Here is a 24,592-nt window from a genome sequence, read left to right on the forward strand (position 1 = left end):
CGGTCAGCCGACCGGGACGTGGTACTCCTTGGCGAGGGCGGAGGAGGCGGCCTCCTTGAGGATCACCGTGCCGCCGACCGCCGACTTGTCCGGCTTGACGACGTACGACGCGCGGGAGGAGGGCTGGTCGATGCGCGAGAAGTCCATGGGCTGGCCGAACCCGCCCTCCCAGGCCGACTGGGAGCGGTGGGCGTCGACGATGCCCTGGCGGCTGAGGTCCTTGTCCTGGCACGCCCGCCTCAGCGCGTCGCCCACGATCAGCGCCGCCGCGTAACCGGCGCCGACGCCGCTGTCGACCGCCTGACCGGGGTACTTGGTCTGGTAGTCGGTGACCAGCTTCTGGATGGAGGGGATCGGCGCGCTCATCGGCGCCGCGGCGGTCATGACGAAGAAGTTCTTCAGCAGCGCCGGCGCGGCGGGCGTGCCGAGGAGCTGGGGGCTGTAGGCGGAGTTGCTGCCGACGAACGGGATGTCCATGCCCTTGGCGACGGCGACGCCGACCAGGGAGGCCGCCTGCCGGGGGCCGACCGACACCATGATCGCCTTGACGCCCGCGTCCTTGAACGCCGACACCTGGGCGCTCATGTCCTGGTCGGTGGCCTTGATCTTCTGCTCCACGATCGTGAGCCCGAGCTTGCCGGCGGCGTACTTCGACCCGTTGAGCGCGCTCTGGCCGTAGTCGCCCTCGAAGTACAGGTGGCCGATCTTGTCGCCGGACTTGATGCCCTTCTCCTTGGTCAGGAAGTCGACCCCGTTGATCATGTCGATGTCGTAGGTGGTGCCGGTCACCTGGATCGACGGGCTGCCCAGCAGGCTCGTGGCCCACGCCATGGGGAGCGTCAGCATCTTGTCGGTCTCGATGCGCTGCTTGAGCGCCGTGACCATCGGCGAGCCGATGAACTGCGGGATGGCCGCGGACTTCGGCGCTATCTCGGTGTAGGCGGCCACCGCCTTCTGCGCGTCGTAGCCGTGGTCGCGCACGAGGCCTTCGAGCTTGCGGCCGCACACCCCGCCCGCCGCGTTGGCCTGATCGAAGTACAGCTGCTGTGCCTGCGTGAGGCTCTTGCCGAAGGAGGCGTAGGGGCCGGTCAGGTCGGTGAGGATCCCGAGGGTGATCTTGTCCGCGGTCACGCCGGGACCGGTCTTCACCCCGTCCACGCCGGTGGCGGCCTCGCCGCCCGTGGCCTTGCCGCTGCCGCAGGCGGTGGCGGCCAGCGCGAGCGCCGCCAGCGTGATGGTTCCGGTGCGGATGCCGAACTTGCCCATGTCATCTCCTGGTGTCGGGGGAGGGGGAGGGGGAGGAAGAGGCGGGCGGCGGGGAGAGCCGGGCCTGAGGCGCGCGGGTGAACAGGGCGGCTCGGCCGGCGGCCATCGCGCGCAGCCGGCCGAACAGCCCGGCCAGGCCGCCGGGCAGGAAGAGCACCACGGTGACCACCGCGGCGCCGTACAGGATGCGGGCGGCCTCGGCGGGGGAGACGCCGCCGGAGCCCGGCTCGGCGATGAGCGGCAGGTTGTCGCTGTAGCGGGTGAGCAGCTGGGGCAGGACCGAGACGAAGACCGCGCCGATGATGGCGCCGCCGATCGACCCCAGCCCGCCGATGACGATCATGGCGAGGTAGTCCAGCGAGAGCAGCACACTGAAGTAGTCGGGCACGGTCCGCTGGAACACCAGGGCGAGCATCACCCCGGCGAGCCCGCCGTACATCGAGGAGAGCACGAACACCCCGGCCCGATAGCGGGCGACGGGGACGCCCATGACGCCGGCGGCGATCTCGTGGTCGCGGATGGTGTTCATCGCCCGCCCGGGCCGGCCGCGAAGCACGCCGCGCGCGAACGCGGCGGCGCCGAGGACGACCAGCAGGCCGAGGAACCACAGCCGCTCCAGCGAGCCGAACGGCACGTTGAAGACCACCAGGCTCGGCGAGTCGGCGAAGACCAGCCCGAACAGCTCCATCGGCGGCACGGCCCGGCCGTTGTAGCCGCCGGTGACCGGCTCGGCGTTGAACAGCAGGTGCTGGCCGAGGAAGATCAGCGCGAGGGTGGCGATGCCGAGGTAGGCGCCTTTCAGCCGTCCGGCGATCGGGCTGAACAGGCCCCCGGCGACACCGGCGGTGACCACCGCCAGCACCGCCGCGATCGGGGTGGGCAGCCCGAGCCCGCCCAGCGCGTGCGACGCGCCGGCGGCGGGGTCGTCGGCGAAGTACACGTAGGAGTAGGCGCCGACCGCGAGGAAGAAGGCGTGGCCCATCGACAGCTGCCCGGTCGAGCCGGTCAGCAGCGCGATGCCGATGGCGCCGACGGCCGCCGACATCGCGAACAGGCCCGTCTGCAACCAGAAGCCCTCCAGGTAGAACGGCACGGCCACCGCCAGCGCCGCCGCGGCGGCCCACAGGAGCGGCCGGGCGAGCGAGGAGCGGCGCGAGGCGAGCCGGAGGAGCGCGGGACGTCCGGCGGCGGCCTGCTCCCGCGGGGCGGTGGAGTCCGGGGTCGCGATCGTCTCGGGGGTGTCAGACACGCGCGGTCTCCCTCGTTCCGAACAGGCCCGCGGGGCGCAGGAGCAGGATGACGATCATGACGAGGAACGGGGCGACGTCCCCGATGCCGCGTCCGAGGAACGCCAGCTGGTTCTGGTAGCCGGTCATGAGCGCCTCGGTGACCCCGACGATGAGCCCGCCGGCCAGCGCTCCGGTGGTGGAGTCGAGGCCGCCGAGTATCGCCGCGGGGAAGGCCTTGATCGCCGCCAGCGAGGTGCCGCGGTCCAGTCCCGGCGTGGGGAACACGCACAGGAAGACCGCCGCGACGGCCGCGAGCGCCCCGGCCACCGCCCACGCGCTCAAGGAGACCCGGCCGAGGCGGATCCCCATGAGGGCGGCGGTCTCGGCGTCCTCGGCGGTCGCCCGCATGGCGATGCCCCAGCCGGTGTACTTGAACGCCAGCAGGAACATCGAGATCAGCGCCGCGGCCGTGAACAGCGCCACGATCCTGGTCTCGGCGATGGTCACCTGCCCGAGGTGGACCACCGAGTCGCCCCAGGGGTCGCCGAGCGCCAGGATCTCGGTGCCGATCTGCCGGGTCAGCTCGGTGGTGAGCACGATGTCGACTCCGATGGTGACGATCGCCAGCACGCTCTGGGAGCCGACGTTGGCCCGCCGGATGATGAGGAACTCGATCAGCGCCCCGACGACCGCCGCGGAGGCGACGCCGATCAGCAGCGCGGCCCAGAATCCGACCACCGGCTGGAGCCGGGCGACCAGGTAGCCGCCGGCCAGCAGCAGCGACGCGTGGGCGAAGTTCACCACCTCGGTGGCCTTGAAGATGACGACGAAGCCGAGGGCGATGAGCGCGTAGACGGCTCCGATGGAGATCCCGTTGAGGAGGAGCTCCAGGAACGTGATCACATGTCCTCCTGGTCGGCGCTCGTGCCGAGATAGGCGCGGATGACCTCCGGATCGCTCTGCACCTCTTCGGGGGTGCCGTCGGCGATGCGGCGGCCGAAGTCCAGCACGGTGATCCGGTCGGCGACGCGCATGACCATGCCCATGTCGTGCTCGACGAGCAGGATCGAGATGCCGAGGCTCTCCCTGACGGCGCCGATCAGCCGCGCCATCTCCAGCCGCTCGCCGCCGTTCATCCCGGCCACGGGCTCGTCGAGCAGCAGCAGCCGGGGCTCCATGCACAGGGCGCGGGCCAGCTCGACCCGTTTCTGCACCCCGTACGGCAGGAGCCCGACGGGGGTGCCGAGGCGTTCGCCGAGGCCCACGAACTCTGCGATCTCCCGGGCCCGCGCCTGGTGCCGCGACCACTCCCGGCGGGCCGACGGCAGGCGCAGGCCGGCCGAGACGAATCCGCTCCTGGTCAGCCGGTGCCGGCCGAGCATGAGGTTGTCCAGCACCGGCAGGTGGCGGGACAGGGCGATGTTCTGGAACGTGCGGGCGACGCCGAGCGCCGCGATGCGGTGGGGCGGCAGCGCCGTGAGTTCGGCGCCGGCGAAGTGGACGCTGCCCGAGGTCGCCTTGTACACCCCGGACAGCACGTTGAAGCAGGTGGACTTGCCGGCGCCGTTCGGCCCGATGACCGCGTGCACGCTGCCGGGCGCGACGGCGAAGCTGACCTCGGAGAGGGCGGTCAGCCCCGCGAACCGGACCGTGACGTCGCGCACGTCGAGCAGTGAGGGCTCCTCGGGGTCGCGGGGCCGTGGGGACGGCGTGGAGTGGGGCGCGTCGTCCGGCTCGGTGTCCGCGGACTCCGGCATACCGTCCGGTTGGTATGACGTGGTCATGCCGACCACCTCGCGATCTTGAGGCGCGCGGGCGCGAGTTTCCGGGGCTCCTCGTCCTGCGGGCCGGTGATGCCGAGGTAGCGCCGCCGCACCTCGTCCCCCGCCGCCAGCTCGGCGGTCGGGCCTTCCAGCACCACCTCGCCCACCTCCAGCACGTAGGCGTAGGAGGCCAGGGACATGGCCAGCGTGACGTTCTGCTCGATCAGCAGCACCGAGGTGCCGCGTGCGTTGATCTCCTTGACGGTCTGGGCGATGCGGGCCGCCACCAGCGGAGCCAGGCCGAGCGTGGGCTCGTCCAGGAGCAGCATCGAGGGACGGGCCATCAGGGCCCTGCCGATCGCGAGCATCTGCTGCTCGCCGCCCGACAGCAGCCCCGCGCGCTGGTGGGCGCGCTCGGCCAGGACCGGGAACAGGGCGAGGACCTCCTCGCGCGCCGCCGCCGACTCCTTGGCGCCGCGCGCGCCGAGCCCGCCGGCGCGCAGGTTCTCCTCCACGGTCATCCTGGCGAACACCCGCCGCCCCTCGGGGACCTGCGTCACGCCGCGGGCCACCACGGCGGGCGCGGGAAGGCCGGACAGTCGAGTCCCCGCCCAGGAGATCACCCCGCCGCCGACCGAACCTCGGTGGAAGCGCAGCGTCCCCGAGATCGCCCGTAACAGGGTGCTCTTCCCCGCGCCGTTCGCGCCCAGGACGGCGACGATCGATCCGGGAGGCACCCGTAAGGTCACCTCGCGCAGAGCGCGTACCGGGCCGTAGTTCACCGCCAGATCGCGGACCGCCAGCCCGGCGTCGCCGGGCGGGGGCGCCGTGACGTCCATGTGCTCCTCCTGAGAGTCGGTGAGGCACACACAAACGCCGTACGCGCACCGTCGTCCAGATGCGGCGGTGAAGTCGGGACGGGTGCCCACCGTCGCGGGAAGGCCGTTGTGCACGGGCACAACGGCACGTCACGAAACGAAACCGAACCTTGTTCCGGACAGGGGCGGATGGCAGTCTCTGAAAGATGGCCGCCAAGCGCAAGGAGCACGTGGACCAGAAGGTGCGCCACGTATTACGCATCGCCGCCGCACGGCTGCTCGACCGCCTTCCCGAACTGGCCGACGAGCTGGTCAAACGGGTTCGGGAGGGCGACGAGGCCTACCGCAGGGTCGTCACGCTCGAAGAGCACTGGCGAAGCACCGAGGAGGGCCTGCGCATCGGCATCGAGGCGATCCTGCAGCGGCCCGCGGAACGCCGTGACCTGGAGTACGCCCGGTCGATGGCGAGCCGCCGCGCCGAACAGGGGCTGCCCCTGGACTCGCTCATGCGCATGTACCGCCTCGCGGCGCAGGTCACCTGGGCCGGGTTCGTCGAGCTGATCGAGCGCGAGCACCCCGAGCTGCTCGGAGCCCTGGTGCGCACGGCGTCCCACGTCTGGCACGCGATCGACCGGCAGGCCCTGACGGCCGCCGAGACCTACCGGCGCCGAGAGAAGGAGCTGCTCGGCCGGAGCAACGAGCGGGTGAACGCCCTACTGGACGACCTGCTGGAGGGCACCGGCGACGCGGCCGTCCCCCGCTCCGCCGCCGCCGCGCTGGACCTGCCCGAGCGCGGCCGTTATGCGGTCGTCACAATCAGGCTCCCCGTGCGCCACGGCGGCCTGGGCGCCGGCGTGGACGGCCACCCCGAGACGCTCGGGCCGATGCGGCTGCTGTGGCGCATGCGCACCCAGTACGAGGTGGCCGTCGTCGCGCTCGGCGACGGCACGCTGGACGAGCTGATCGAAGGCATGACCCCCGGGGTGTACGGCCCGGCCGGCGTCAGCCCTGTCGTCGACGGGCTGGAGGAGCTGGCCTCCGCCAGGAAGCTCGCCGAGCTGGCCATGCGCACCTGCTCCGGCTGCGGCCCGCAGATCGCCCGGCTGGACCGGCGCCTGCCGGCCGCGCTGGTGGTCTCCCAGCCCGAGCTCTCCGGCCGCCTGACCGCAGAGGTCCTCGGCGCGCTGCTCGCCCTCGACCCGCCCGACCGCGAGATCCTGCTCGCCACGCTCTCGGCGTGGCTGCGCTGCGAGGGATCGGCCGCGCGCGCGGCCGGGCAGCTGTACTGCCACCGCAACACCGTCTTCAACCGCATCCGCCGCGTCGAACAGCTCACCGGCCGCTCGGTGTCCCGCCCTCGCGACATCGTCGAACTCGCCCTGGCCCTGGAGGCCGTCCGCCTCCTCCCGGTGGTCTGACCCGCTCGCGAACCGGAACGCACGGGCGGCGCGCCGTGGCGGCGCGGGCGCGTGGGCAAGGGCGGCCCCGGCGCTGACCGGCGTTTGGACGTCCGTTGACCCCTCTCCTCCTAGCGTGGCCGTAACCGGTCGCACCCGGCGCCGCGCGCCGGCGCGAGGAACGAGATCGGAACACCGCCTGTGGCCAGAAGAGCGCTCGACACCCTGGGGCTTCCGCTGCTGCTGTTCGCCCTCGCGCTGGCCCTCGGCCTCGCCGCCAGGACCGCCGAATGGACCGGAGTCGATCTGCGCCTGGACGAGGCCGTGCGCGGCGCGCGGAGCGGACCGCTGACGGTGGCGGCCCAGGTGCTGAACGCCGGCTTCGTCCCGCCCGCGGGGGTGGCGATGATCGCGCTGCTCACCGCCTACCTGTTCCTGGCCCGGCGCCCTCGCACGGCGGTGATCACGTTCCTGCTGGTGTCGGTGGGCTGGACGGTCAACTCGGTGCTGAAGGCGCTGATCGACCGGCCTCGGCCCCCGGTCGCCTTCCAGCTCGTCCCGCAGCTCGGGCACGACAGCTTCCCGAGCGGCCACGTGGCGCTCACGATGTCGCTGGCCATCGCCCTGGCCTTCCTCGCCCGCCGCACCCGCTACTTCCGGCTCGTCGTCGTGCTGGGGGTCCTGCTGGTGGTCGCGCAGGCGATGGCGCGCCTGTACCTTGGCGTCCACTATCCGACGGACGTGGCCGGATCCATCCTCGCCAGCACGGCGGGCGCCGGCGCGGTGCTGCGGCTGAGCGACCGATTCGGCGCCGGGCCGGGCCCCGGCCTCCCCGGTCGCGAGGACAGCCGGCGCTCGGTCACCGGGCTGCCGTCCTAGCGTCACAGATGTGACGTCGGCGCCGCGAAAGGGGTGCGCCGGGACGAGTCGCCATATGGAATGGACTTGAGGTCCACGCCGGGCAGGCGCGGCGCCGGCAGCACCGATCGAGCCAGGAGGAGCCCCCCAGTGGACGAGGTCTGCGTGCGGATCGACGCACCCCCCAGGAAGGTGTGGGACCTGATCACCGACGTCACCCGTTACGGCGAGTGGAGCCCGGAGAGCAGGGGAGGGCGCTGGCTGGCGGGCGTGGGCGGCCGGGTGGGCGCCTCCTTCGTCGGCCGCAACCGCCGCGGGCCGTTCCGCTGGTCCACCACCTGCACCGTCGTCGAGTGGGAGCGGCCCCGCCGGTTCACCTTCGAGGTGGGGCTGTCGCGCATGCGCTGGGGGTACCGCCTGGTCCCCGACGGCGAGGGGACGCTCCTGTGCGAGTGGCGCGAGCACATCGGGACCCCCGCGGCCCCGGTGCGGGCGGTGCTCGCCCTGGGCGTCCTCGGCAAGGACCGCGAGAAGCTCGTGGTGGAGGGCATGCGCCAGACCCTGCGCCGGATCAAGGCGGTCGCCGAGCGCCCCTGATCGACGGTGGACCGCGATCAGGGCGGTGGCCGGGCATTCCCGATCGACAGTGGACCGCGACCAGCGGTGGCCGGCGCTCCCGGCCGCCGGCGCGCGATCAGCCGCCCGCGTCGTCGCGGGACCGGGGCGTGGGCGCCGACACCGCCGCCATCGAGGCCGCCACGTCGGCGTCCAGGGCGAACGCGGCGTCCAGGCGGGTGAGGGCGAGCAGGCGGCGCAGGAAGCCCTCGGCGCCGGCGAGCCGTACCCAGCCGCCGGACCTGCGCACGCGGCGGTGGACGTCGAGCAGGAGCCAGATGCCGCCGGAGTCGCAGAACCGGAGCGCGGTCACGTCCAGGACGATGCGATCGCGGCCCTGCGCCAGCAGGGCGTCCAGCGCGTCCCGTGCCTTCACCCGTGTGGTCGCGTCGAGCTCGCCGTCGAGCGCGACCACCGTGCAGTCGGGATCACAGTGGCTGGTGATCGCCATCTTCAGAGGCATCCGGCCGCTCCCTATGCCGAACGTCAGAGACGGAGGCGGCAGCTCACGTGGATAGTTGCCTGCCAATCGTCGCACCGCTCCATCATGGCTGGGCACTTTTGACGCGCTATGTACCTCGATCGAGACCTGGCGTCGCCAGGTTGGGCAGTCGGCGTTCCGTATGTGTGAAATGCTGACAATATGGACTCGGGACCTTCCTCGGAAAGCATCTATCCCCAGCCCCCCGACTCGAGCGAGCTGCTCGACCGCACCCCTGGCCTGTGGGTCGACGACAGCGACGACGACGATCCTGTCCTGCTCTACGCCGACGGCCGAGCCGTGGACACCTGGCGCGAGCACTACCCCTACTCCGAGCGGATGTCGCGCTCGGAGTACGAGCAGATCAAGCGGCTGCTCCAGATCGAGCTGCTGAAGCTGCAGTACTGGATCAAGGACACCGGGGGCCGCCTGGTGATCCTGTTCGAGGGCCGCGACGCCGCCGGCAAAGGCGGGACGATCAAGCGGTTCATGGAGCACCTCAACCCGCGCGGCGCGACCGTGGTGGCCCTGGAGAAGCCCAGCGAGCGAGAGCGCACGCAGTGGTACTTCCAGCGGTACATCGCCCACCTGCCCGCCGCCGGAGAGATCGCCCTGTTCGACCGGTCGTGGTACAACCGCGCCGGCGTGGAGCTCGTCATGGGCTTCTGCACGCCCGAGGAGTACCAGGAGTTCATGATGCAGACGCCGCTCTTCGAGAGGATGCTCGTGCGCGACGGCATCCATCTCATCAAGCTGTGGTTCTCGGTCTCCCACCGCGAGCAGCGCACCCGGTTCATCATCCGCCAGGTCGACCCGGTCCGGCAGTGGAAGCTGTCCCCGATGGACCTGGCGTCCCTGGACAAGTGGAACGAGTACACCAGGGCCAAGGAGGACATGTTCCTCAACACCGACACCGAGGACGCTCCCTGGACCGTCATCAAGAGCAACGACAAGAAGCGCGGCCGCATCGAGGCCATGCGCCACGTCCTCAGCCAGTTCCAGTACACGAACAAGGACCACGAGGTCGTGGGCGTCCCCGACCCGCTCATCGTCCGCTCGGCCGCCGACATCGTCGACGAGGACCAGCCCGTTCCGCCGCCGTCGCGGGAGCCCGTCGAGGCGACCTGACCGTCGAGGCGCGCCCGTCCGATTGCGGTGGAGCACATAGGAGCGCTCCCACGGGCAACTAGGTTCCTACCTTTCCGCGACATCTCTAGGCACGTCCCGGGCGTCCTTAACAGGGTGCGGGCAGATCTCTACCGGGGGGTCGCATGACTTCATCAGGGTTCGGCGGGGCGGAACCAGCCAGTGATCGCGTGCTGCACCTCGCCGGCGATCCCGACGCCGTGGCGCGGGCCAGGCGGCTGGTGTCCTCCGCGCTGGGGAAGGGGCACCCGCTCCACGACGACTGTGTGCTGCTGACCAGCGAGATCGCCACCAACGCGGTGGTGCACTCCGACTCCGGTCACGGCGGCACGTTCTCGCTGAGCGTCTCCTACTCCGCCGAATGGGTGCGCATCGCCGTCCAGGACGCCGGCTCCCTGGACCCCCCTTTCGGATGGCGGCCCTCCTCCCCGCTCGACACCGGGGGGCGGGGCCTGCTCCTGCTGGAGGCGCTCGCCCACCGCTGGGGGTTCATCAGGGAGGAGGGGACCAACAACGTGTGGTTCGAGATGCACGTCGACCTGCTGAACCCCGTCCCCGCCGCCTCCAACGGCTCCCTGCGGGTCGCCCGCTGACCGGGACGCCGTCCGGTCAGGGCAGGTCCAGGCGGCACAGGCCCTCGGCCAGGACCTTGGTGGTCAGGCGGGTGCGGCTGTCGCACCCGAGCTTGGCGAAGATGTGCTCCAGGTGCGTGGTCACCGTGCGGACGCTGAGCACCAGCGCCGCGGCGATCTGCGGGTTGGAGTCGCCCAGGGCGACCCGGGTGAGCACCTCCACCTCCCGCGCGGTCAGCTCGTACGGCAGGGCGCACGGCCGCTCGGCGATCACGGCGCCCTGGATCGCGCCGTGGAAACCGACGCCGGCGCGGTGCACCCGCACCTCGCGCCACTGGCCACGGGAGTCCAGCCAGAGCCCCCGCCTCGACAGCTCGCGCGAGTCGATGAAGTCCGTGGCCAGCTCGGCCATCGCGGGCTCGCGCTCGATCGCCTCCGAGGCCGGCCAGCCGGCGACCGCCCGGCGCCGCCCGCCGCGCTCGAAGGCGACGGCGTGGAACCCCGGGGGCACCCCCATCGGGTCGATCACGCATCGGGTCAGATCGGTGACGTGGGCCAGCGTGCCGGAGACCGCGCTGATCACCGTGGCGGTCTCGGGCGGCAGCGTGTCGCGGCTGCTGACGTGCAGCAGGCCGGTGTAGCGGCCCTCGCTCACGAACAGCGGCGCGGTCAGCCCCGAGCGCCAGCCGTAGGGCTCCAGGTGCCTGCGGTAGTAGAGCTCGGTGCCGGGGGAGCCCATCGTCAGCGGAATGCGGGAGGTCATGGCGCGCCGGTAGGGGTCCAGGCGGGCGTACTCCTCGGCGGCGTCCTCGTCGACCCGGGCGTAACCGGAGGACACCAGGCTGCGGTGGCATCCGGTCGCCGGGTCGAACGCGACGAACTCGTACGCCTCCACCGGGATGATCTTCCGCAGGGCGGTCATGGCGCCGTGCGCCCCGGACCCGCCGGCCACCTCGAACCCCACTTCGGTGAACGCGTGGAGGTGGCGTGCGTCCAGGGTGATCTGATCCATCGGTCCTCCACGCTCAGCTTGCCCGACACAGATCATTACACGGAATACGTAAACCTTCCGATGCAGACCCTTGCTCTGCTATTTAGCCTCTCCGGCATCACGCCGGAGCGACGGAGAGGCAGAGGAACAGTGACGGTCCACAAGAAGGCGCGAGGTGCCGCCGTCCTCCTCGCGGCGGCGCTCACGCTGAGCGCATGCGGCGGTTCCAGCGGGGACACCAGCGGTGACCAGGGCGGAAAGGGACCGAAGCAGTTCTCGGTCGCGCTCAACGAGCCTGACCACCTGACGCCCGGCAACACCTCCAGCAGCTATTCGATCACGGTGCTGCAGGCGCTGTTCGACACGCTCGTCGTGATCGACGCCAAGGGGCAGACGCAGATGCGCGCCGCGGAGTCGGTGACGAGCCAGGACCAGCAGACCTGGACCATCAAGATCAAGCCGGGGCAGAAGTTCCACAACGGGGAGGCTGTCACCGCCGAGAGCTTCGCCGACGCCTGGAACGCCGCCGCCTACGGCCCGAACGCGTGGACCAACAACTACTACTTCGCCAACATCGAGGGCTACGACAAGCTCAACCCCGAGGCCGAGGGCGCCAAGCCCGAGACCGACAAGCTGAGCGGCCTGAAGGTCGTGGACCCCAACACCCTCGAGGTGCACCTGACGGCGCCGTTCAGCCAGTTCCCGATCACCCTGGCCTACACCGGCTTCGCGCCGATGCCGAAGGCCGCCTTCACCGATCTGAAGGCCTACGACCAGAAGCCGATCGGCAACGGCCCCTTCGCGCTGGACGGCGAGTGGTCGCACAACCAGCAGATCAAGCTGAAGAAGTTCGACGGTTACGCGGGCTCGCGCCCGGCCAAGTCCGACGCCGTCCTGTTCAAGATCTACGCCAGCCGGGACACCGCGTACACCGACCTTCGGGCCAACAAGGTGGACCTGCTGCAGACCATCCCGCCGGCGAGCGCGGGCGAGGCCAAGAAGCTGCTCGGCGACCGGTTCGTCCCCACGGCCAGCGGCACCATGGACTACCTCGGCTTCCCGACGTTCGACAAGCGGTTCCAGAGCGCCGACCTGCGCAAGGCGATCTCGATGGCGATCGACCGGCAGGGCATCGTCCAGGCCGTGTACAACGGCACGTTCAAGCCGATGGCCTCGCTGGTGGCGCCGCTGGTGCCGGGATACCGCGACAACCCCTGCGGTGAGGCGTGCGCGTACGACCCGGCCAAGGCCAAGGCGCTCTACGACAAGTCCGGCGGGATCAAGGGCACGCTGAACCTCTACTTCTCCAACGCCGACCCCAGCTACGAGCAGTGGATGCAGGCGGTGGCCAACCAGCTCAAGCAGAACCTCGGCATCGCCGACGTCCAGTTCAAGAAGATCCCGGCCGCCGACTACCTCTCGACGCTGCGCGAGAAGAAGGAGGACGGCCCCTACCGCAACAACTGGGTCATGGACTACCCGAGCCCGCAGAACTACCTGGAGTCGATGTGGGGCGCCGGTAACCGGATGGGCTGGGAGAACAAGCAGTTCAACGACCTGATCGCCAAGGCCAACGCGGCGCCGAGCATGGAGGCGAGCATCCCCCTCTACCAGCAGGCCGAGGACGTGGCGCTCGCCGAGATGCCCATGATCCCGCTGTGGAACTGGCAGGATCAGGCAGGGTTCTCCAACAAGATCACGGGTGTGGCGATCGACCCGTACAGCCCGAACCTCGACACGATCACGGTCAAGTAAGGATGCACACGATGGGGACTCCGCGCACGGTCACGGCCCCCGGCCGGCCGGGGTCCCCCCGCGCCGGGGCGGGAGCCCGGCAGTGAGGTACGCCGTCCACCGCCTGCTGCAGGCCATCCCGGTCTTTGTGGCGACCACCTTCCTGATCTACGCGATGGTGTGGTCCCTGCCGGGCGACCCGATCGTGGCGCTCGCCGGGGACAAGCCGCTGCCGGAGAACGTCCTGCAGGCACTGCGCGACCACTACCACCTGAACGACCCGCTGATCGTGCAGTACGGGCTGTACATGGCGGGGGTGTTCCTCCACGGCGACCTGGGGGAGACCTTCACCGGGCAGCCGGTCAGCGAGCTGCTCACCGACCGCTGGGCGATCACCGCGCAACTCGCGGTCACCGCCTGGATCTTCGAGCTGGTCGTCGGCATCGGCCTCGGCGTGTTCGCGGCGCTGCGGCGGGGCCGGCTCGCCGACACGGCGGTGCTGGCCGGGACGACGTTCGTCATCGCGGTCCCGGTCTTCGTCGTCGGGTACACCGCCCAGATCGTCCTCGGCCTGAACCTCGGGCTGTTCCCGACCGCCGGCACCGACGAGGGCTGGCCGACCAGCTACCTGCTGCCCGGCATGGTGCTCGGCTCGTTCGGCCTGGCGTACGTCGCCCGGCTGACCCGCGCCAGCGTGGTGGAGAACCTACGGGCCGACTACGTCCGCACGGCCGTCGCCAAGGGGATGCGGCGGTCCCGGGTCATCGGCCGGCACACCCTGCGCAACTCGCTGATCCCGGTGGTGACCTACCTCGGCGTCGACTTCGGCAACCTGATGGCCGGGGCGGTGGTCACCGAGGGCATCTTCAACCTGCCGGGCATCGGCCAGCAGGTCTTCCAGTCGATCCAGCTCCAGGAGGGGCCGGTCGTCGTCGGCGTCACCACCCTGCTGGTGATGATCTTCATCGTGGCCAACCTGCTCGTCGACCTGCTGTACGGCGTGCTCGACCCGAGGATCCGCCGTGGTTGATCTCAAGGCCTCCGTCGAGTCGGCGGCCCCGGGTCCGGAGCCCGCGCGTGAAGTGCGGGGATCCCTCTGGCACGACGCCTGGCTGGAGCTGCGCGGCCGGCTCATCTTCTGGATCTCGATGGTCATCCTCGTCGTCGCCTGCGCGATGGCCGCCTTCCCCTCGCTGTTCGCGAGGCTCGGCCCGAACGAGCAGTGCAACCTGCGGATGTCCAAGCAGGGCCCCGGCGGCGCGGCGATCTTCGGGTACGACCTGCAGGGCTGCGACTACTGGTCCCAGATCGTGCACGGCACCCGCGCCTCGGTGCTCATCGGCATCGCCGTGACGGTCTTCGCGCTCCTGATCGCCATCCTGCTCGGCCTGGTCGGCGGGTACTACGGCGGCGTGCTGGACGCGCTCATCTCGCGGATCACCGACGTGTTCTTCGGCATCCCCTTCGTCCTCGGGTCCACCGTCGTCCTGGTCGCCTTCCCCGGGCACGGCATCTGGGCCATGACCGTCGTGCTGGTGCTCCTGGGCTGGACCACCATGACCCGGCTGATGCGCGGGCAGGTGATCGCCGTGCGGGACTCCGACTACGTGCAGGCCGCCAAGGCGCTCGGGGCCGGCGACGGGCGCATCATGTTCAAGCACATCCTGCCCAACTCCATCGCCCCGGTGTTCGTGGTCGCCATGCTGAACGTCGGCAACGTCATCTCCGGAGAGGCCACCCTGGACTACCTCGGCGTCGGCCTGCAGTACCCGGACGTGTCGTGGGGCCTGCAGCTCAACGTGGCGCAGTCGTTCTTCGCCGAGTACCCGCACCTGCTCGTCTTCCCCGCGATGTTCCTCACCGCCACCGTGCTGAGCTTCCTGATGCTCGGCGACGTCGTCCGCGACGCCCTGGACCCCAAACTCCGCTGACCTCCCCTCCGCCCGAAGGCGCGGTCCTGTTCCGAGAAGGACGATAGGTGACCCTGGGGTACCTGCCGCCGACGTCGATGGTCGTGACCATGGTCGGGCGCACCGAGGACGGCCGGTCATGGCTGGCGGCGCTCCCATCCCTGGTGGAGGAGCTGCGCGAGCGGTGGTCCCTCCGGCTCGGCGCGCCCTTCGAGGGCGGAAGCTCCGCCTGGGTGGCGCCCGCACTCCTGCCGGACGGCGGCCCGGCGGTGCTCAAGGTGAGCCGGCCGCACCGTGAGGCGGCCGGCGAGGCCGAGGCCCTGCGATGGTGGGACGGGCGCGGCGCCGTACAGGTGTACCGGCACGACCAGGAGAAGTACGCGCTGCTGCTGGAGCGGTGCGAGCCCGGCGGCCGGCTGGACACCGCGGACCACCTCGGAGCCGGGGAACGCCTCCTGCTGGGCGCGGAAGTGCTGAACGAGCTGTGGTGCGCGCCGCCGCCGCGCGCCGAGACGGGCATCGAGCGCCTCTGCGAGGTCACCGCCGAATGGGCCGGCCTGGTCGAGACCCGGATGGACCGCTTCCGGCCTGGTTTCGACCCCGGGCTCGTGGCGCACGGCACGCGGTTGCTGCGTGAGCTGCCCGGCACCGCGACCCGGGAGGTCGTCCTCCACGGGGACTTCAACCCCGGCAATGTGCTCGCCGCCACGCGCCGCCCCTGGCTGGCCATCGACGCCAAGCCGATGATCGGCGACCCCGGCTACGACCCCTGGCCGCTGGTCGAGCAGATCGACGACCCCTTCGCGCACTCCGATGCGCGCCGTGTGGCCGGCGAACGGTTCGCGCTGGTGGCCGATGCCCTCGGCGAGGACGCGCGGCGCCTGCAGGCGTGGGCGGTGGCCCGCCGCGTCGAGACGGCGCTCTGGGCGGTCCAGCACGGCGACCTGGACGGCGGGTCCCGGGTCATGCGGGAGGCCCGGATCCTGGCGGACCTGGCCGGCATCTGACGGCCCACCGGCGTCCGGCTCGGCCCGGCCTCGCCGCACGGCGGCAGGGCTCCTGAGGCGACCTGCCCTTACGTCAGTTGACGTGGGGTTTCGCGTGCCGGCGCAGAAGCAGCATCGCCGCGTCGTCCAGAAGGGGGCCGCCTACGTGGCTGAGAAGGTCCGAGCGCAGCTCATCGAGTGCGACCTGCGGATCGGCGTCCGTCAGCACCTTGACCCTCTCGAACAGCGGATAGAAGGTCCTGGCGCCGTCGCGCGCCTCGATCACGCCGTCGGTGTACAGCAGGAGCTGGTCGCCCTCCACGAACGGTACGCGGTGCGGCTTGGCCGCGCCCGGGCTGAGCGACGCGAGCCCCAGCGGAGGACTCTCCGTCTCGGGCTCGACGAAGGAGGTGCGGCCGTCGGGATGCAGGATCAACGGGGCGGGATGCCCGAAGTTGAGCAGGGAGATCTCCCCGTCGTGGACCTCGGCGAGGATGGCCGTGACGAATTTCTCCCCGCCCAGATGCCGCGCGAGGGTGTTCTCCAGGCGATCCCCCACACCGGACAGTTCGCGTTCGTCATAGGCGGCCTCGCGGAACGCGCCGAGCACCCAGGCGGCCGTCTCCACCGCCGCCAACCCCTTGCCCTGGACGTCGCCGATGAGCAGGCGGACACCGCTGGGCGTGGTGACGACCTCGTACAGATCGCCGCCGATCTGGGCCTCCGCCGCCGCCGAGGTGTAGGACAGCGCGATACGGAGATCGCCCGCCCGGCGCGGCACAGGGCGCAGCAGCACGCGCTGGGCGGCCTCCGCGACCATCCGCACGTTGCGGAGTTCACGCTCGCGCCGGATGCGCAGATGGCTCGCCAGCGCGCCGGCGCCGGTGACGCCGACGATGGTCGCGATGGTGAGGTTGTTCTGCGGGGTGAGCAGGAGGTCGTTGTAGTGCGCGAGGAGCAGGCAGATGGCCAGCGCCAGCACGCCCACGGCCACTGTCCGGCGCACGCTGCCGGAGACCGAGGCGAACGTGGGGCCCAGCGTCAGCAGCGGCAGGAAACCCAGGCGCGGCCCCGCGAGCAGATCGACGGCGGCGACCGTGGCGAGGGCGACGAAAGGCAGCGACCTGAGCACTGACTGCGGCCGTCTGGCCCTCCTGCCTGTGATCCGCACCAATCCCCCTCTGGCAGATGATCGCACGACAAAACTAATTGATGAAACCATCTTTCAGAAGGGAAGGGGTTTCCGGCCACCTTAAGGGAAAGGAGCGCTGTGGTGGCGGATGATGAGTCGTACACGTGGATGTACCGGTTTCAGCCGCCCGCGCGGTCCTGAGGCCGCTCACCGGGGCGCCGGGCACCAGTGCCGCTGGACGAGGGCGAGCAGGATGGCGCCGCCGAGATAGGTGGCCAGCACGCCCGGAGGAAGGCCCGTGGGCCCGTGGTCACCGGGACCGGCGCGGGCGACCCCGAGCAGCCCGGCGACCACGGCGCCGGCCCCCGCGACGGTCAAAGCGGCGGGCAGCACTCCCCGTACCGGCTCGACGGCCTGGGGCCGCCGGGCCGCCCGTCGTTCGAAGCGGCCGAACACCACGACCAGGACGGCGAGGATCAGCGCCAGGCAGGCGACCCAGGGGATCCGCAGGAGCAGCCAGAGGGCCGAGCCGGGCGCGGCGGAGGGCAGCACGCCCGTGCCGTACAGCAGCGCGACGCCGAACACGACGGCGGTCATGTGCCACAGGAACAGCGTCATGATGACCGAGTTGACGGCGACGACGGCCGTCCACAGGCCCGGCCGCCGCAGCAACCGGTTGCCCCGCTCGCGTAGCGCCAGGGCGATTCCCGTCTGCGTGACGGCCAGGGCGAGAAGGGCCAGCGTGGGCGGAGCGGTGTTCTGCGTCCGCTCGCCCGTGACCCCCACCATGCTGACCGGGTACGGGCCCGCCACCGTGAGGAGCACCAGCGCGGCCAGCCCGGCGGCGGCCAGCGGCAGGGCGACGCCCGGCCGCGACGGCAGGCGCCCGTCCTGCATCGAGAAGCCCAGCTGGTGGACGGCCAGCCACGCCAGCAGGTAGTTCGCCGGCCCCACATAGGGCACGCCGAAGGCCAGGCGCGCCACGTCGTCCGCGCCCACCATCACCGCCAGGACGATGGGCACGGCCAGGCCCGCGCGCCGGTGCAAGGCGTGCATGAACGGGGTGAGGAACACCACGCCGATGTAGGCCACCAGGAACCACAGCGGGATCGAGGCCAGCCAGACCGCCATGCCGACCAGTGCGGGAGCCGCCCCGAGGGCCCTGGCCACCAAGGCGCCCACGGCCAGCCCGCACAGCAGGACCGTCGTCGGGCGGACGAGCCGGGCGGCCCGGCTCAGCGCCCAGCCCGTGCCGTTCCCGCCGCGCCGCAGGGTCGAGGTGAGCGACGCCGCGTTCGCGAAGCCGCCGACCAGGAAGAACAGCGGCATGACCTGGAACAGCCATGTCAGCGGATGCGTCCACGGCACGACCTCCAGGACGCTGCGGCCATGGAACCCCGAGGCGTCGTGGGTCACGTAGACCGACAGCCAGTGGCCGAGGACCACCGCCGCGATGGCGACGGCCCGGATCAGGTCGACATGGCGATCACGCTGCGGGGGAGTCAGCGACGCCACCCGCCGCATCTCCCGCACCGCCCGCCGAGCCACCCGCACGGGGTTCGTCGTCATGCCTACGAGGTTAATAGGGGCATGTCCCGTTTCACCTGGCCACCTCGTCGATACCGGGGCAGGACGCCGGGGGAGCGGACAGGCCGAAGAGCTGGTGGAGAAGGCCCACGGCGAGCGGGATGTCCGTGGCCCGCAGGCGGAGGACGGGCACGCCACCGGAGGGGAACTCCATGCGCAGCATCGGGCCGCAGCGCCCCCGCTCGACCGAGACCAGGACGGGCCGGGGGTCCCCCGGCAGGCGCACGGTCATCTCGGGCTCGCGGTAGGCGATCAGGCCCGGGCCCTTCGGGGACCGCAGCCTGAGCCGCACGGTCCGGACCAGGAGGGTGCGCATGCCGTCGCGGCGCAGCCGCACGCCGAGATCGGTGAGCATGCCCGCGAACCGCTCCTCCGCTCCCCGCGCCAGCGGCAGCCCGATCATGGACGCGGCTCCTCGGCCGCGCCCGCGGCGCGCCGCACCGGGCCGAGGACGGTCGTGATCTTCCGGGCGGCGCCGGGGATGTCACGCACCGGGCCGACGCGCTCGTTCCAGCTCCACCAGAAGTACGGCGTCCCCGACTCGTCCGGCCGCACGGTGATCCGCTCGGTGAGGGACGTGGCCTCCAGCGAGATCACCCTCAGGAACGGGCGGGCGTAGCCGCGTACCACCCGGGCGGAGAAGCGCTCAGGGTCGAACGCGCGGGCGAGAGCGGCCAGCGGCTCGATCGTCTCGGACGGGGAAGGGGTCACGGGCGTGTTCACCTTTCGAACTGGACTTCAACAAAGGCGTTGCGCGGACCTCCACCATTGCCGACGATGGTCACGGAAGGTAAGTATTCCGTCACGACAGGTGTCCTTGTGCTGTACAGGCCGGGTCGCGGAACGACACGTGGTCCGCCCGTGAACTGCTGACGGTTTCTGTCGAGTCGTAGAGATCTGGAGGACGCCGAGCATGACGCCCCTACACGAACCCGACCCGAGCGGGAGCCCCCTCGCGTTCTTCGCCGCCGAGCTCCGCCGCGTCCGTGAGGAGGCCGGGCTGACCCAGGAGCAGCTCGGTGCGCTGATCAACTATTCGTCGGCCCAGGTCAGCGCCGTGGAAAACTGCAAGCGCAACCCGAAGAAGGACTTCGCCGACAGCTGCGACAAGGCCCTGAAGACCGACGGCACCTTCTCGCGCCTGTGGCCCCTCGTCCGCCGCGCCGTCCACAGAGGTCCGGCACGCTCGTACTTCGAGCTTGAGCGGGAGGCCACCTGTATACGGAACTTCGAGCCGATCAACGTGCCCGGCCTGCTCCAGACGGAGTCGTACATCCGGACCGTGATGGAGGCGGGCAGCCCCGGAGACAGCGATGAGCGGATCGAAGCGAAGATCGCAGAACGGCTGGAGCGTCAGAAACTGCTCCTCGACAAGGAGTCGCCCGCACTCGTCATCGTCCTTGACGAAGCCGTCTTGAACCGGCCTGTGGGTGGGGCAGACACCATGCGCGGCCAGCTACAGCATCTCCTGAGAGCCGCTAATGATCGCCGAATGACCCTGCAGGTCGTTCCCTCCACCGTAGGGGCCTATCCAGGAACGAACGGCCCTATCGCGCTCCTGTCTCTCCCCGGTACTTCTGAGATCGGTTACCTTGACAATGCGATGGGAGGACAGATCGTCAACGCTCCGGAAGACGTGGCCAAGCTCGCGTACCGTTTCGACGTGCTGCGTGCGGAGGCTCTTCCGGAGAGGGCGTCCATCGAGCTCATCGGGAAGGTGCTGGAGAAGTGGACCTGATCGTTTCGCGTTGGCGCAAGTCGAGTCATAGCGACAGTGAAGGCAACTGTGTCGAGGTGGCCTCAGCATGGCTGACGGCGAGCCCCCGCGTTGTTGAGACCGGCCGGGTGGAAGGTGCGATCACGGAACCGGGCCGGGCGGCTGTCGCGCGCAAGGTCGCGTCCGGGGAACTGGTCCTGATACGAGACAGCAAGAATCTGGACGGGCCCTGGTTGTCGTCCAGTCCGGCGGAGTGGGGCGTCTTCCTGTCCGGTGTGCGGACCGGGAAGTTCGCCGGCCACCCTGCGCGGCTTTCTGACTGGTGAGCGGGGTGCGGGACTGGTGCGCTCGGATATCGCGGGCCGTCAGTCGCCGGTCATGTGGTCGGCACTTGATCCCACAGTGATGATGATCTTCCCGGCGGGGTGGCCTTCGGCGAGGTAGCGGATGGCGTCGGGTGCGTCGGCGAGAGGGTAGGTGCGGTCGACGACCGGGGTGACCGCGCCGGATTCGATCAGCTGCCCCAGTTCCTCCAGTTCCGAGGAGCGTTCCCTGGAGGCCAGGCCGCGCAGGTGCTGTCTGGTGAACATCGATACCAGGGGCGCGCGCAACTGGCGGGTGTAGCCACCGAGCAGTCCGCCGGCGTCGTGCCCGCCGCCGGCCAGCACCAGTGTCCCGCGCGGGGTCAGGGCGCGCCGCAGCAGCGACAGCGGGCGGCACCCCGCGATGTCGATGATCACGTCGTAGCTTGGCCCGTCGCGGTCGACCTCCTCTCGGGTGTAGTCGATCACCTCGTCGGCGCCGAGCGACCGCACCAGTTCCACCTTGCCGGTGCCGCACACGCCGGTCACCTTCGCGCCGGCCGCCTTGGCGATCTGCACCGCGAACGACCCGACGCCGCCGGCCGCGCCGATGACCATCACCTTCTGCCCCGCCTGTACCCGGCCGCCGTCGCGAACGCACTCCAGCGCGGTCACCCCGGAGATGGGCACCGCCGCGGCCTGCTCGAACGACAGCCTGGGCGGCTTGGGTGCGAGCCGCTCGCAGGAGGCGGCCGTGTACTCGGCGAACGTGCCGCTCGAGCTGGTGCCGTACACCTCGTCACCGGGCTGGAACCGCCGCACGCCGGAGCCGACCGCCGCCACCACCCCGGCCAGCGCCCGGCCTCGCACCGCTACCCTGGGCCTTGTCAGCCCGAACGCGACCCGCGCGCCGTACGGCCGGCCGGTCATGCAGATCCACACGCCCGGGTCGACCCCGGCGGCACGCACCTGGACCAGCACCTGGTCTTCCCCAATCGACGGCTGGTCCACCTCGCGCAACCGGAGCACATCGGCCGAGCCGTACACGTCCTGAGCGATCGCTTTCATCTGATCTCCTTGAGCGTGGATACTCCCGCTTTCAGGCGGGGCAGGAAACGGGGGAGGAAACGCGGAACAGTGCCGCGCTTCCGGTTGGGTTGCGTAGCCGTAGCCGTCCGCTCTTTGAAGCAGGCGGACATGGCCTCAAGCCCGGCCTTCAGGCCGGGGTCGTTGACGTCGTCTCCTCCTGGGAGTCGGGATAGTGGAACACCTCATCGAGCGGGACCTTGAACACGTGGGCGATCTGGAAGGCCATCTCCAGGGATGGCGAGTACCGGCCCTGCTCGATGGCGATGACGGTCTGCCGGGTCACGCCGATGCGCTCGGCCAGCTCGGCCTGGGTCATCTCGTCGTGTGCGAAACGCAGCGCACGGATGCGGTTGTTCACACGGGTCGGTTTCACCATTGAGGGAGGCTCCTGCGATACACGATGACCTTGGTGACATTGCCCAGGACCGCCGACAGCACGAAGCACAGGTAGATCACGTTGGCGATCCAGAAGCCGTCCCACTCGGCCAGCGCCATGAGCATCGCCGAGACCGCGCCGATCACCACGAACGACTGGCCGACGTGATCACCCAGCCGCCCGATCTCCCGGTCCCTTACGTCTTTGACCAGGGACGCCTTCGGACTGGCCGCACCGATCACGACCTCGACCACGATCGCGGCGACGATGGCCGCCCCCACGCTCCACAGCAGCGCCGCGGCATAGGGCACCTCGGCCAGCGACCGCCCGCCGGCCCGGCCTGACACCACGACCACGTACCCGCCGTACGCGGCGACGGCCACCACCAGCCGGATCCACGCCCGTCTCTCCTCGAGTGTCATGATCAGCTCCTCGATGTACAGAATCTTTGACATCTCGAAAGTAGCAAATCTTTGACCTCATGTCTAGAAACTTTTACATCGATCCCACGGTTGGGAGCAGGGCCGTCGCGGCAGCCCAGACGACGTTCATCGCGGCGTTGAAGAGGGTCAGTGTCCGCACCACCGGCTGCCGCCACAGATGCCGGAAGCCGGCGGCCACGCCGCCGCCCGCGGACGGCTTGATCGTCTGGGTAATCTCTCCGGGCGGTCAAGGGTGAATACGGGTGTGCCGGTGACGCTGTGCCGGGGCGGGCGTTCGGGAGGTGCCGCGGGGGAGCCGTGGGGCGATGGGCGGCTGGGGGGACTGGTGGCGGCCTGGGGAGAGGCGATCGACATGGTGCACCTTTTGTCGCTTTACGGGCGTCGGCATGGGTGGACGGGGAGGGGTCCCGGAGATAATGAGAGGGCCGCTGTGCGCCGGGCCCGCGGGAACGACCTGCGGGAACGACCGCGCGTATGGTGATGTTGATTGAGCGGGGGCCCGACGTTCGCGGCCTTCTCATAGGGCTTTCGCCGCGTCACCTCGCGGGCGGGCCCGACATGCGAGTCAGGAGCGGCGTCCGTCGCCGCGTCGCCGGTGTGAAGGGCCGGCGTCCTCCACCGCTTCGCCGGTGTGAAGGCCGGCGCCATCCTGCTCGCGGCGGATCACTCAGAGGCCGTCTCCCGATCTTCCATGCCGCCGAAAGGTGCACCACCGTCGTGGCCACTGCCCGGTGACCGCCCTTCAAAGAGCGCAAAAGGGGACAGACCCATGAACACTCGTCTTCTCGCCCTTCCGCTGGTAACGGCACTGTCGTTCACGGCCGCCTACACCACCGGAGCCGGGGCCACCAGCACGAGCGGGCGTGGTGCGGGAGCCGGTGCGGTGACACCGGGCACCGTCCACACGCCGGCGCCATCCCCCTCCCCGCCGGTGGAGCCTCCGTCCTCGCCGGTGGAGCCTCCGTCCCCGCCGGTGACGCCTCCCTCCTCGCCGGTGGAGTCGCCCACGTCGCCCACGTCGCCCACGTCGCCCACGTCTCCCACGGAATCACCGGCCTCGCCGTCCGCGACTCCGTTCGGGCCGGGCTGCGCGTCCCTGCCGACCTCGGGTCCGGGCAGCCCGGCCCAGATGGCGAAGGAGCCGCTGATCACCGCCGCCTCGCACATCCCGGAGCTGTCGACGCTGGTCGACGCCGCCAAGAAGGCGGGCGCGGTCGACACGCTGAACTCCGCCAAGGACATCACCGTCTTCGCGCCCACCAACACCGCATTCAACAAGGTCCCGAAGGACCAGCTGAGCAGGCTGCTGGGCGACAAGCAGGCCCTGACCAGGATCCTCACCTACCACGTCGTCCAGGGCCGCAAGACGCCGGCCGACCTGGACAAGGGCCAGCTCACGACCGTGGAGGGCGGCAAGCTCACCATCCGGCGGGTGGACGACACCTACAAGGTCAACGACGCCAAGGTGACATGTGGCGGCATCCAGACGCGCAACGCCACGCTGTACATCATCGACTCCGTGCTGAAGCCCGGAGGGTAGCGGGAGGGAACGACGGTCCCGGGGCAGGGGAGAGAGCGCTCAGGTCTGCGACTGGCACAGCGGGAGCGACTTGTCCGCCGGCGCGCACAGCGTGATGCCGAACGGCACGCGGAACCTGCCCTCGGACCCGCCGCTGCTGTAGGTGATGACGAAGCCGGAGCTCGACGCGCTGACGGCACCGGGGCGCGACGTCTGCAGCACCACCTCGCTGAACTCCACGCGTGACGAGCCGTCCGCCTGGCACACCTGGGTGACCGTGCGCAGGGCGGTGGAGATGCCGCGCCGCTTGAGGCTCTTCGGCTCGCCCCAGCCCACGCCGTCCTCGCCGAAGCCCCGGTAGAAGGGCCGGAGCGCGAACGCCTGGACCGACAGCCCGCCCGCGGCGTTCTCGAACTCGACGCCGGTCACCTCGACGGCTCCGGCCTTGTCGAGGCAGACGGCGAAGCCGCCGAACAGGTAGGGCATGCCCTGCGTGGTCAGGCGGAGCGCGAAGGACTGCCGCCCGCCGTCGCCCGGCTCGACCAGCCGGGGGGACGCCGAGTACAGGCCGTCGGCCGCCCCTTCGCTCGCGCAGCCGGGACAGGCCGCCGAGAGCAGTATGAGGCAGGCCATCGCCACGCGAGTGCGGGTCGCTTTTTCC

The 24,592-nt window shown here is 70.7% G+C and carries 28 protein-coding genes; 12 read left to right on the top strand and 16 right to left on the bottom strand.

From position 1 onward, the window contains the following. Positions 1 to 3: 3 nt before the first annotated feature. The 5 genes from MYF83_RS05125 to MYF83_RS05145 all read right to left on the bottom strand — a co-directional run bounded on the left by MYF83_RS05125 (position 4) and on the right by MYF83_RS05145 (position 5,097). Positions 4 to 1,266 carry an ABC transporter substrate-binding protein gene (locus MYF83_RS05125; RefSeq protein ID WP_248958995.1) on the bottom strand — a complete coding sequence of 421 codons (1,263 nt, stop codon included), beginning with the start codon at positions 1,264 to 1,266 and terminating at the stop codon, positions 4 to 6. A gap of 1 nt (position 1,267) precedes the next feature. After that, complete coding sequence (locus MYF83_RS05130) at positions 1,268 to 2,392, bottom strand: branched-chain amino acid ABC transporter permease (RefSeq protein WP_248959181.1); 1,125 nt, start codon at positions 2,390 to 2,392, stop codon at positions 1,268 to 1,270. A gap of 115 nt (positions 2,393 to 2,507) precedes the next feature. Beyond that, complete coding sequence (locus tag MYF83_RS05135) at positions 2,508 to 3,398, bottom strand: branched-chain amino acid ABC transporter permease (RefSeq protein WP_248958996.1); 891 nt, start codon at positions 3,396 to 3,398, stop codon at positions 2,508 to 2,510. Beyond that, positions 3,395 to 4,279 (bottom strand): ABC transporter ATP-binding protein, encoded by an 885-nt coding sequence (locus MYF83_RS05140; protein WP_248958997.1) that lies wholly within the window; start codon positions 4,277 to 4,279, stop codon positions 3,395 to 3,397. The genes MYF83_RS05135 and MYF83_RS05140 overlap by 4 nt, the downstream gene beginning before the upstream one ends. Further along, entirely contained in the window at positions 4,276 to 5,097 is an 822-nt protein-coding gene (locus tag MYF83_RS05145) for an ABC transporter ATP-binding protein (RefSeq protein ID WP_248958998.1), read from the bottom strand. Before MYF83_RS05145 ends, MYF83_RS05140 begins: the two co-directional genes overlap by 4 nt. 185 nt (positions 5,098 to 5,282) lie before the next feature. Between MYF83_RS05145 and MYF83_RS05150 the strand changes: the two genes are divergently transcribed. The 3 genes from MYF83_RS05150 (at position 5,283) to MYF83_RS05160 (ending at position 7,928) form a co-directional block, all read left to right on the top strand. Then, entirely contained in the window at positions 5,283 to 6,494 is a 1,212-nt protein-coding gene (locus MYF83_RS05150; RefSeq protein WP_248958999.1) for a PucR family transcriptional regulator, read from the top strand. A gap of 180 nt (positions 6,495 to 6,674) precedes the next feature. Further along, positions 6,675 to 7,352, top strand: a complete 678-nt coding sequence (locus MYF83_RS05155; protein WP_248959000.1) for a phosphatase PAP2 family protein — start codon at positions 6,675 to 6,677, stop codon at positions 7,350 to 7,352. Positions 7,353 to 7,481: 129 nt separating this feature from the next. Beyond that, on the top strand, positions 7,482 to 7,928 hold the full coding sequence (locus tag MYF83_RS05160) for an SRPBCC family protein (RefSeq protein ID WP_248959001.1): 447 nt from the start codon (positions 7,482 to 7,484) through the stop codon (positions 7,926 to 7,928). A gap of 97 nt (positions 7,929 to 8,025) precedes the next feature. On the opposite strand, the gene MYF83_RS05165 is transcribed toward MYF83_RS05160, so the two are convergent. After that, entirely contained in the window at positions 8,026 to 8,409 is a 384-nt protein-coding gene (locus MYF83_RS05165) for an STAS domain-containing protein (RefSeq protein WP_248959002.1), read from the bottom strand. Between the two features lie 180 nt (positions 8,410 to 8,589). On the opposite strand from MYF83_RS05165, the gene ppk2 reads away from it, so the two are divergent. Continuing rightward, complete coding sequence (ppk2, locus tag MYF83_RS05170; RefSeq protein ID WP_248959003.1) at positions 8,590 to 9,555, top strand: polyphosphate kinase 2; 966 nt, start codon at positions 8,590 to 8,592, stop codon at positions 9,553 to 9,555. A gap of 143 nt (positions 9,556 to 9,698) precedes the next feature. After that, the gene (locus MYF83_RS05175; RefSeq protein WP_248959004.1) at positions 9,699 to 10,166 is read left to right on the top strand and encodes an ATP-binding protein; all 468 of its coding nucleotides are present in this window, start codon (positions 9,699 to 9,701) and stop codon (positions 10,164 to 10,166) included. Positions 10,167 to 10,182: 16 nt separating this feature from the next. On the opposite strand, the gene MYF83_RS05180 is transcribed toward MYF83_RS05175, so the two are convergent. Continuing rightward, positions 10,183 to 11,157 (bottom strand): helix-turn-helix transcriptional regulator, encoded by a 975-nt coding sequence (locus MYF83_RS05180; RefSeq protein WP_248959005.1) that lies wholly within the window; start codon positions 11,155 to 11,157, stop codon positions 10,183 to 10,185. Positions 11,158 to 11,286: 129 nt separating this feature from the next. Here MYF83_RS05180 and MYF83_RS05185 point away from each other — a divergent pair, with 129 nt between their 5' ends. The 4 genes from MYF83_RS05185 to MYF83_RS05200 all read left to right on the top strand — a co-directional run bounded on the left by MYF83_RS05185 (position 11,287) and on the right by MYF83_RS05200 (position 15,787). Next, the gene (locus MYF83_RS05185) at positions 11,287 to 12,891 is read left to right on the top strand and encodes a peptide ABC transporter substrate-binding protein (RefSeq protein ID WP_248959006.1); all 1,605 of its coding nucleotides are present in this window, start codon (positions 11,287 to 11,289) and stop codon (positions 12,889 to 12,891) included. 82 nt (positions 12,892 to 12,973) lie between these two features. Further along, a complete protein-coding gene (locus MYF83_RS05190) occupies positions 12,974 to 13,900 on the top strand; it encodes an ABC transporter permease (protein WP_248959007.1) in 927 nt (308 codons plus the stop codon). Next, positions 13,893 to 14,801, top strand: a complete 909-nt coding sequence (locus MYF83_RS05195) for an ABC transporter permease (RefSeq protein WP_248959008.1) — start codon at positions 13,893 to 13,895, stop codon at positions 14,799 to 14,801. The genes MYF83_RS05190 and MYF83_RS05195 overlap by 8 nt, the downstream gene beginning before the upstream one ends. 47 nt (positions 14,802 to 14,848) lie before the next feature. Then, the gene (locus MYF83_RS05200) at positions 14,849 to 15,787 is read left to right on the top strand and encodes an aminoglycoside phosphotransferase family protein (RefSeq protein WP_248959009.1); all 939 of its coding nucleotides are present in this window, start codon (positions 14,849 to 14,851) and stop codon (positions 15,785 to 15,787) included. A gap of 73 nt (positions 15,788 to 15,860) precedes the next feature. Here MYF83_RS05200 and MYF83_RS05205 read toward each other — a convergent pair whose 3' ends face one another. From MYF83_RS05205 to MYF83_RS05220, 4 genes are all read right to left on the bottom strand, one after another. Next, entirely contained in the window at positions 15,861 to 16,937 is a 1,077-nt protein-coding gene (locus MYF83_RS05205) for a PP2C family protein-serine/threonine phosphatase (protein ID WP_248959010.1), read from the bottom strand. A 168-nt stretch (positions 16,938 to 17,105) separates the two neighbouring features. Continuing rightward, positions 17,106 to 18,467: an acyltransferase family protein gene (locus MYF83_RS05210; RefSeq protein WP_248959011.1), complete on the bottom strand. Its 1,362-nt coding sequence runs from the start codon at positions 18,465 to 18,467 to the stop codon at positions 17,106 to 17,108. A gap of 31 nt (positions 18,468 to 18,498) precedes the next feature. Continuing rightward, complete coding sequence (locus MYF83_RS05215) at positions 18,499 to 18,888, bottom strand: hypothetical protein (RefSeq protein WP_248959012.1); 390 nt, start codon at positions 18,886 to 18,888, stop codon at positions 18,499 to 18,501. Continuing rightward, positions 18,885 to 19,196: a hypothetical protein gene (locus tag MYF83_RS05220; RefSeq protein WP_248959013.1), complete on the bottom strand. Its 312-nt coding sequence runs from the start codon at positions 19,194 to 19,196 to the stop codon at positions 18,885 to 18,887. The genes MYF83_RS05215 and MYF83_RS05220 overlap by 4 nt, the downstream gene beginning before the upstream one ends. Positions 19,197 to 19,398: 202 nt before the next feature. Between MYF83_RS05220 and MYF83_RS05225 the strand changes: the two genes are divergently transcribed. Beyond that, positions 19,399 to 20,223, top strand: coding sequence for a helix-turn-helix domain-containing protein (locus MYF83_RS05225; RefSeq protein ID WP_248959014.1), 825 nt, complete (start codon positions 19,399 to 19,401; stop codon positions 20,221 to 20,223). Next, a complete protein-coding gene (locus tag MYF83_RS05230; RefSeq protein ID WP_248959015.1) occupies positions 20,214 to 20,528 on the top strand; it encodes a DUF397 domain-containing protein in 315 nt (104 codons plus the stop codon). The genes MYF83_RS05225 and MYF83_RS05230 overlap by 10 nt, the downstream gene beginning before the upstream one ends. Positions 20,529 to 20,567: 39 nt before the next feature. Here the strand turns inward: MYF83_RS05230 and MYF83_RS05235 are convergent, their stop codons facing one another. The 4 genes from MYF83_RS05235 to MYF83_RS05250 form a co-directional block, all read right to left on the bottom strand. After that, positions 20,568 to 21,572: an NAD(P)-dependent alcohol dehydrogenase gene (locus MYF83_RS05235; protein ID WP_248959016.1), complete on the bottom strand. Its 1,005-nt coding sequence runs from the start codon at positions 21,570 to 21,572 to the stop codon at positions 20,568 to 20,570. Between the two features lie 148 nt (positions 21,573 to 21,720). Next, the gene (locus MYF83_RS05240) at positions 21,721 to 21,969 is read right to left on the bottom strand and encodes a helix-turn-helix transcriptional regulator (RefSeq protein ID WP_279339122.1); all 249 of its coding nucleotides are present in this window, start codon (positions 21,967 to 21,969) and stop codon (positions 21,721 to 21,723) included. After that, on the bottom strand, positions 21,963 to 22,391 hold the full coding sequence (locus tag MYF83_RS05245; protein ID WP_248959017.1) for a hypothetical protein: 429 nt from the start codon (positions 22,389 to 22,391) through the stop codon (positions 21,963 to 21,965). The genes MYF83_RS05240 and MYF83_RS05245 overlap by 7 nt, the downstream gene beginning before the upstream one ends. A gap of 846 nt (positions 22,392 to 23,237) precedes the next feature. Further along, on the bottom strand, positions 23,238 to 23,564 hold the full coding sequence (locus MYF83_RS05250; protein WP_248959018.1) for a hypothetical protein: 327 nt from the start codon (positions 23,562 to 23,564) through the stop codon (positions 23,238 to 23,240). Between MYF83_RS05250 and MYF83_RS05255 the strand changes: the two genes are divergently transcribed. Next, positions 23,542 to 23,952, top strand: a complete 411-nt coding sequence (locus MYF83_RS05255; protein WP_248959019.1) for a fasciclin domain-containing protein — start codon at positions 23,542 to 23,544, stop codon at positions 23,950 to 23,952. The two genes, MYF83_RS05250 and MYF83_RS05255, sit on opposite strands and share 23 nt — an antisense overlap. Before the next feature lie 39 nt (positions 23,953 to 23,991). Here MYF83_RS05255 and MYF83_RS05260 read toward each other — a convergent pair whose 3' ends face one another. Then, a complete protein-coding gene (locus MYF83_RS05260; protein WP_248959020.1) occupies positions 23,992 to 24,570 on the bottom strand; it encodes a hypothetical protein in 579 nt (192 codons plus the stop codon). Between the last annotated feature and the right edge of the window lie 22 nt (positions 24,571 to 24,592).

It is taken from the genome of Sphaerisporangium perillae (assembly GCF_023276435.1).
GTDB classification, from domain to species: Bacteria; Actinomycetota; Actinomycetes; order Streptosporangiales; family Streptosporangiaceae; genus Sphaerisporangium; species Sphaerisporangium perillae.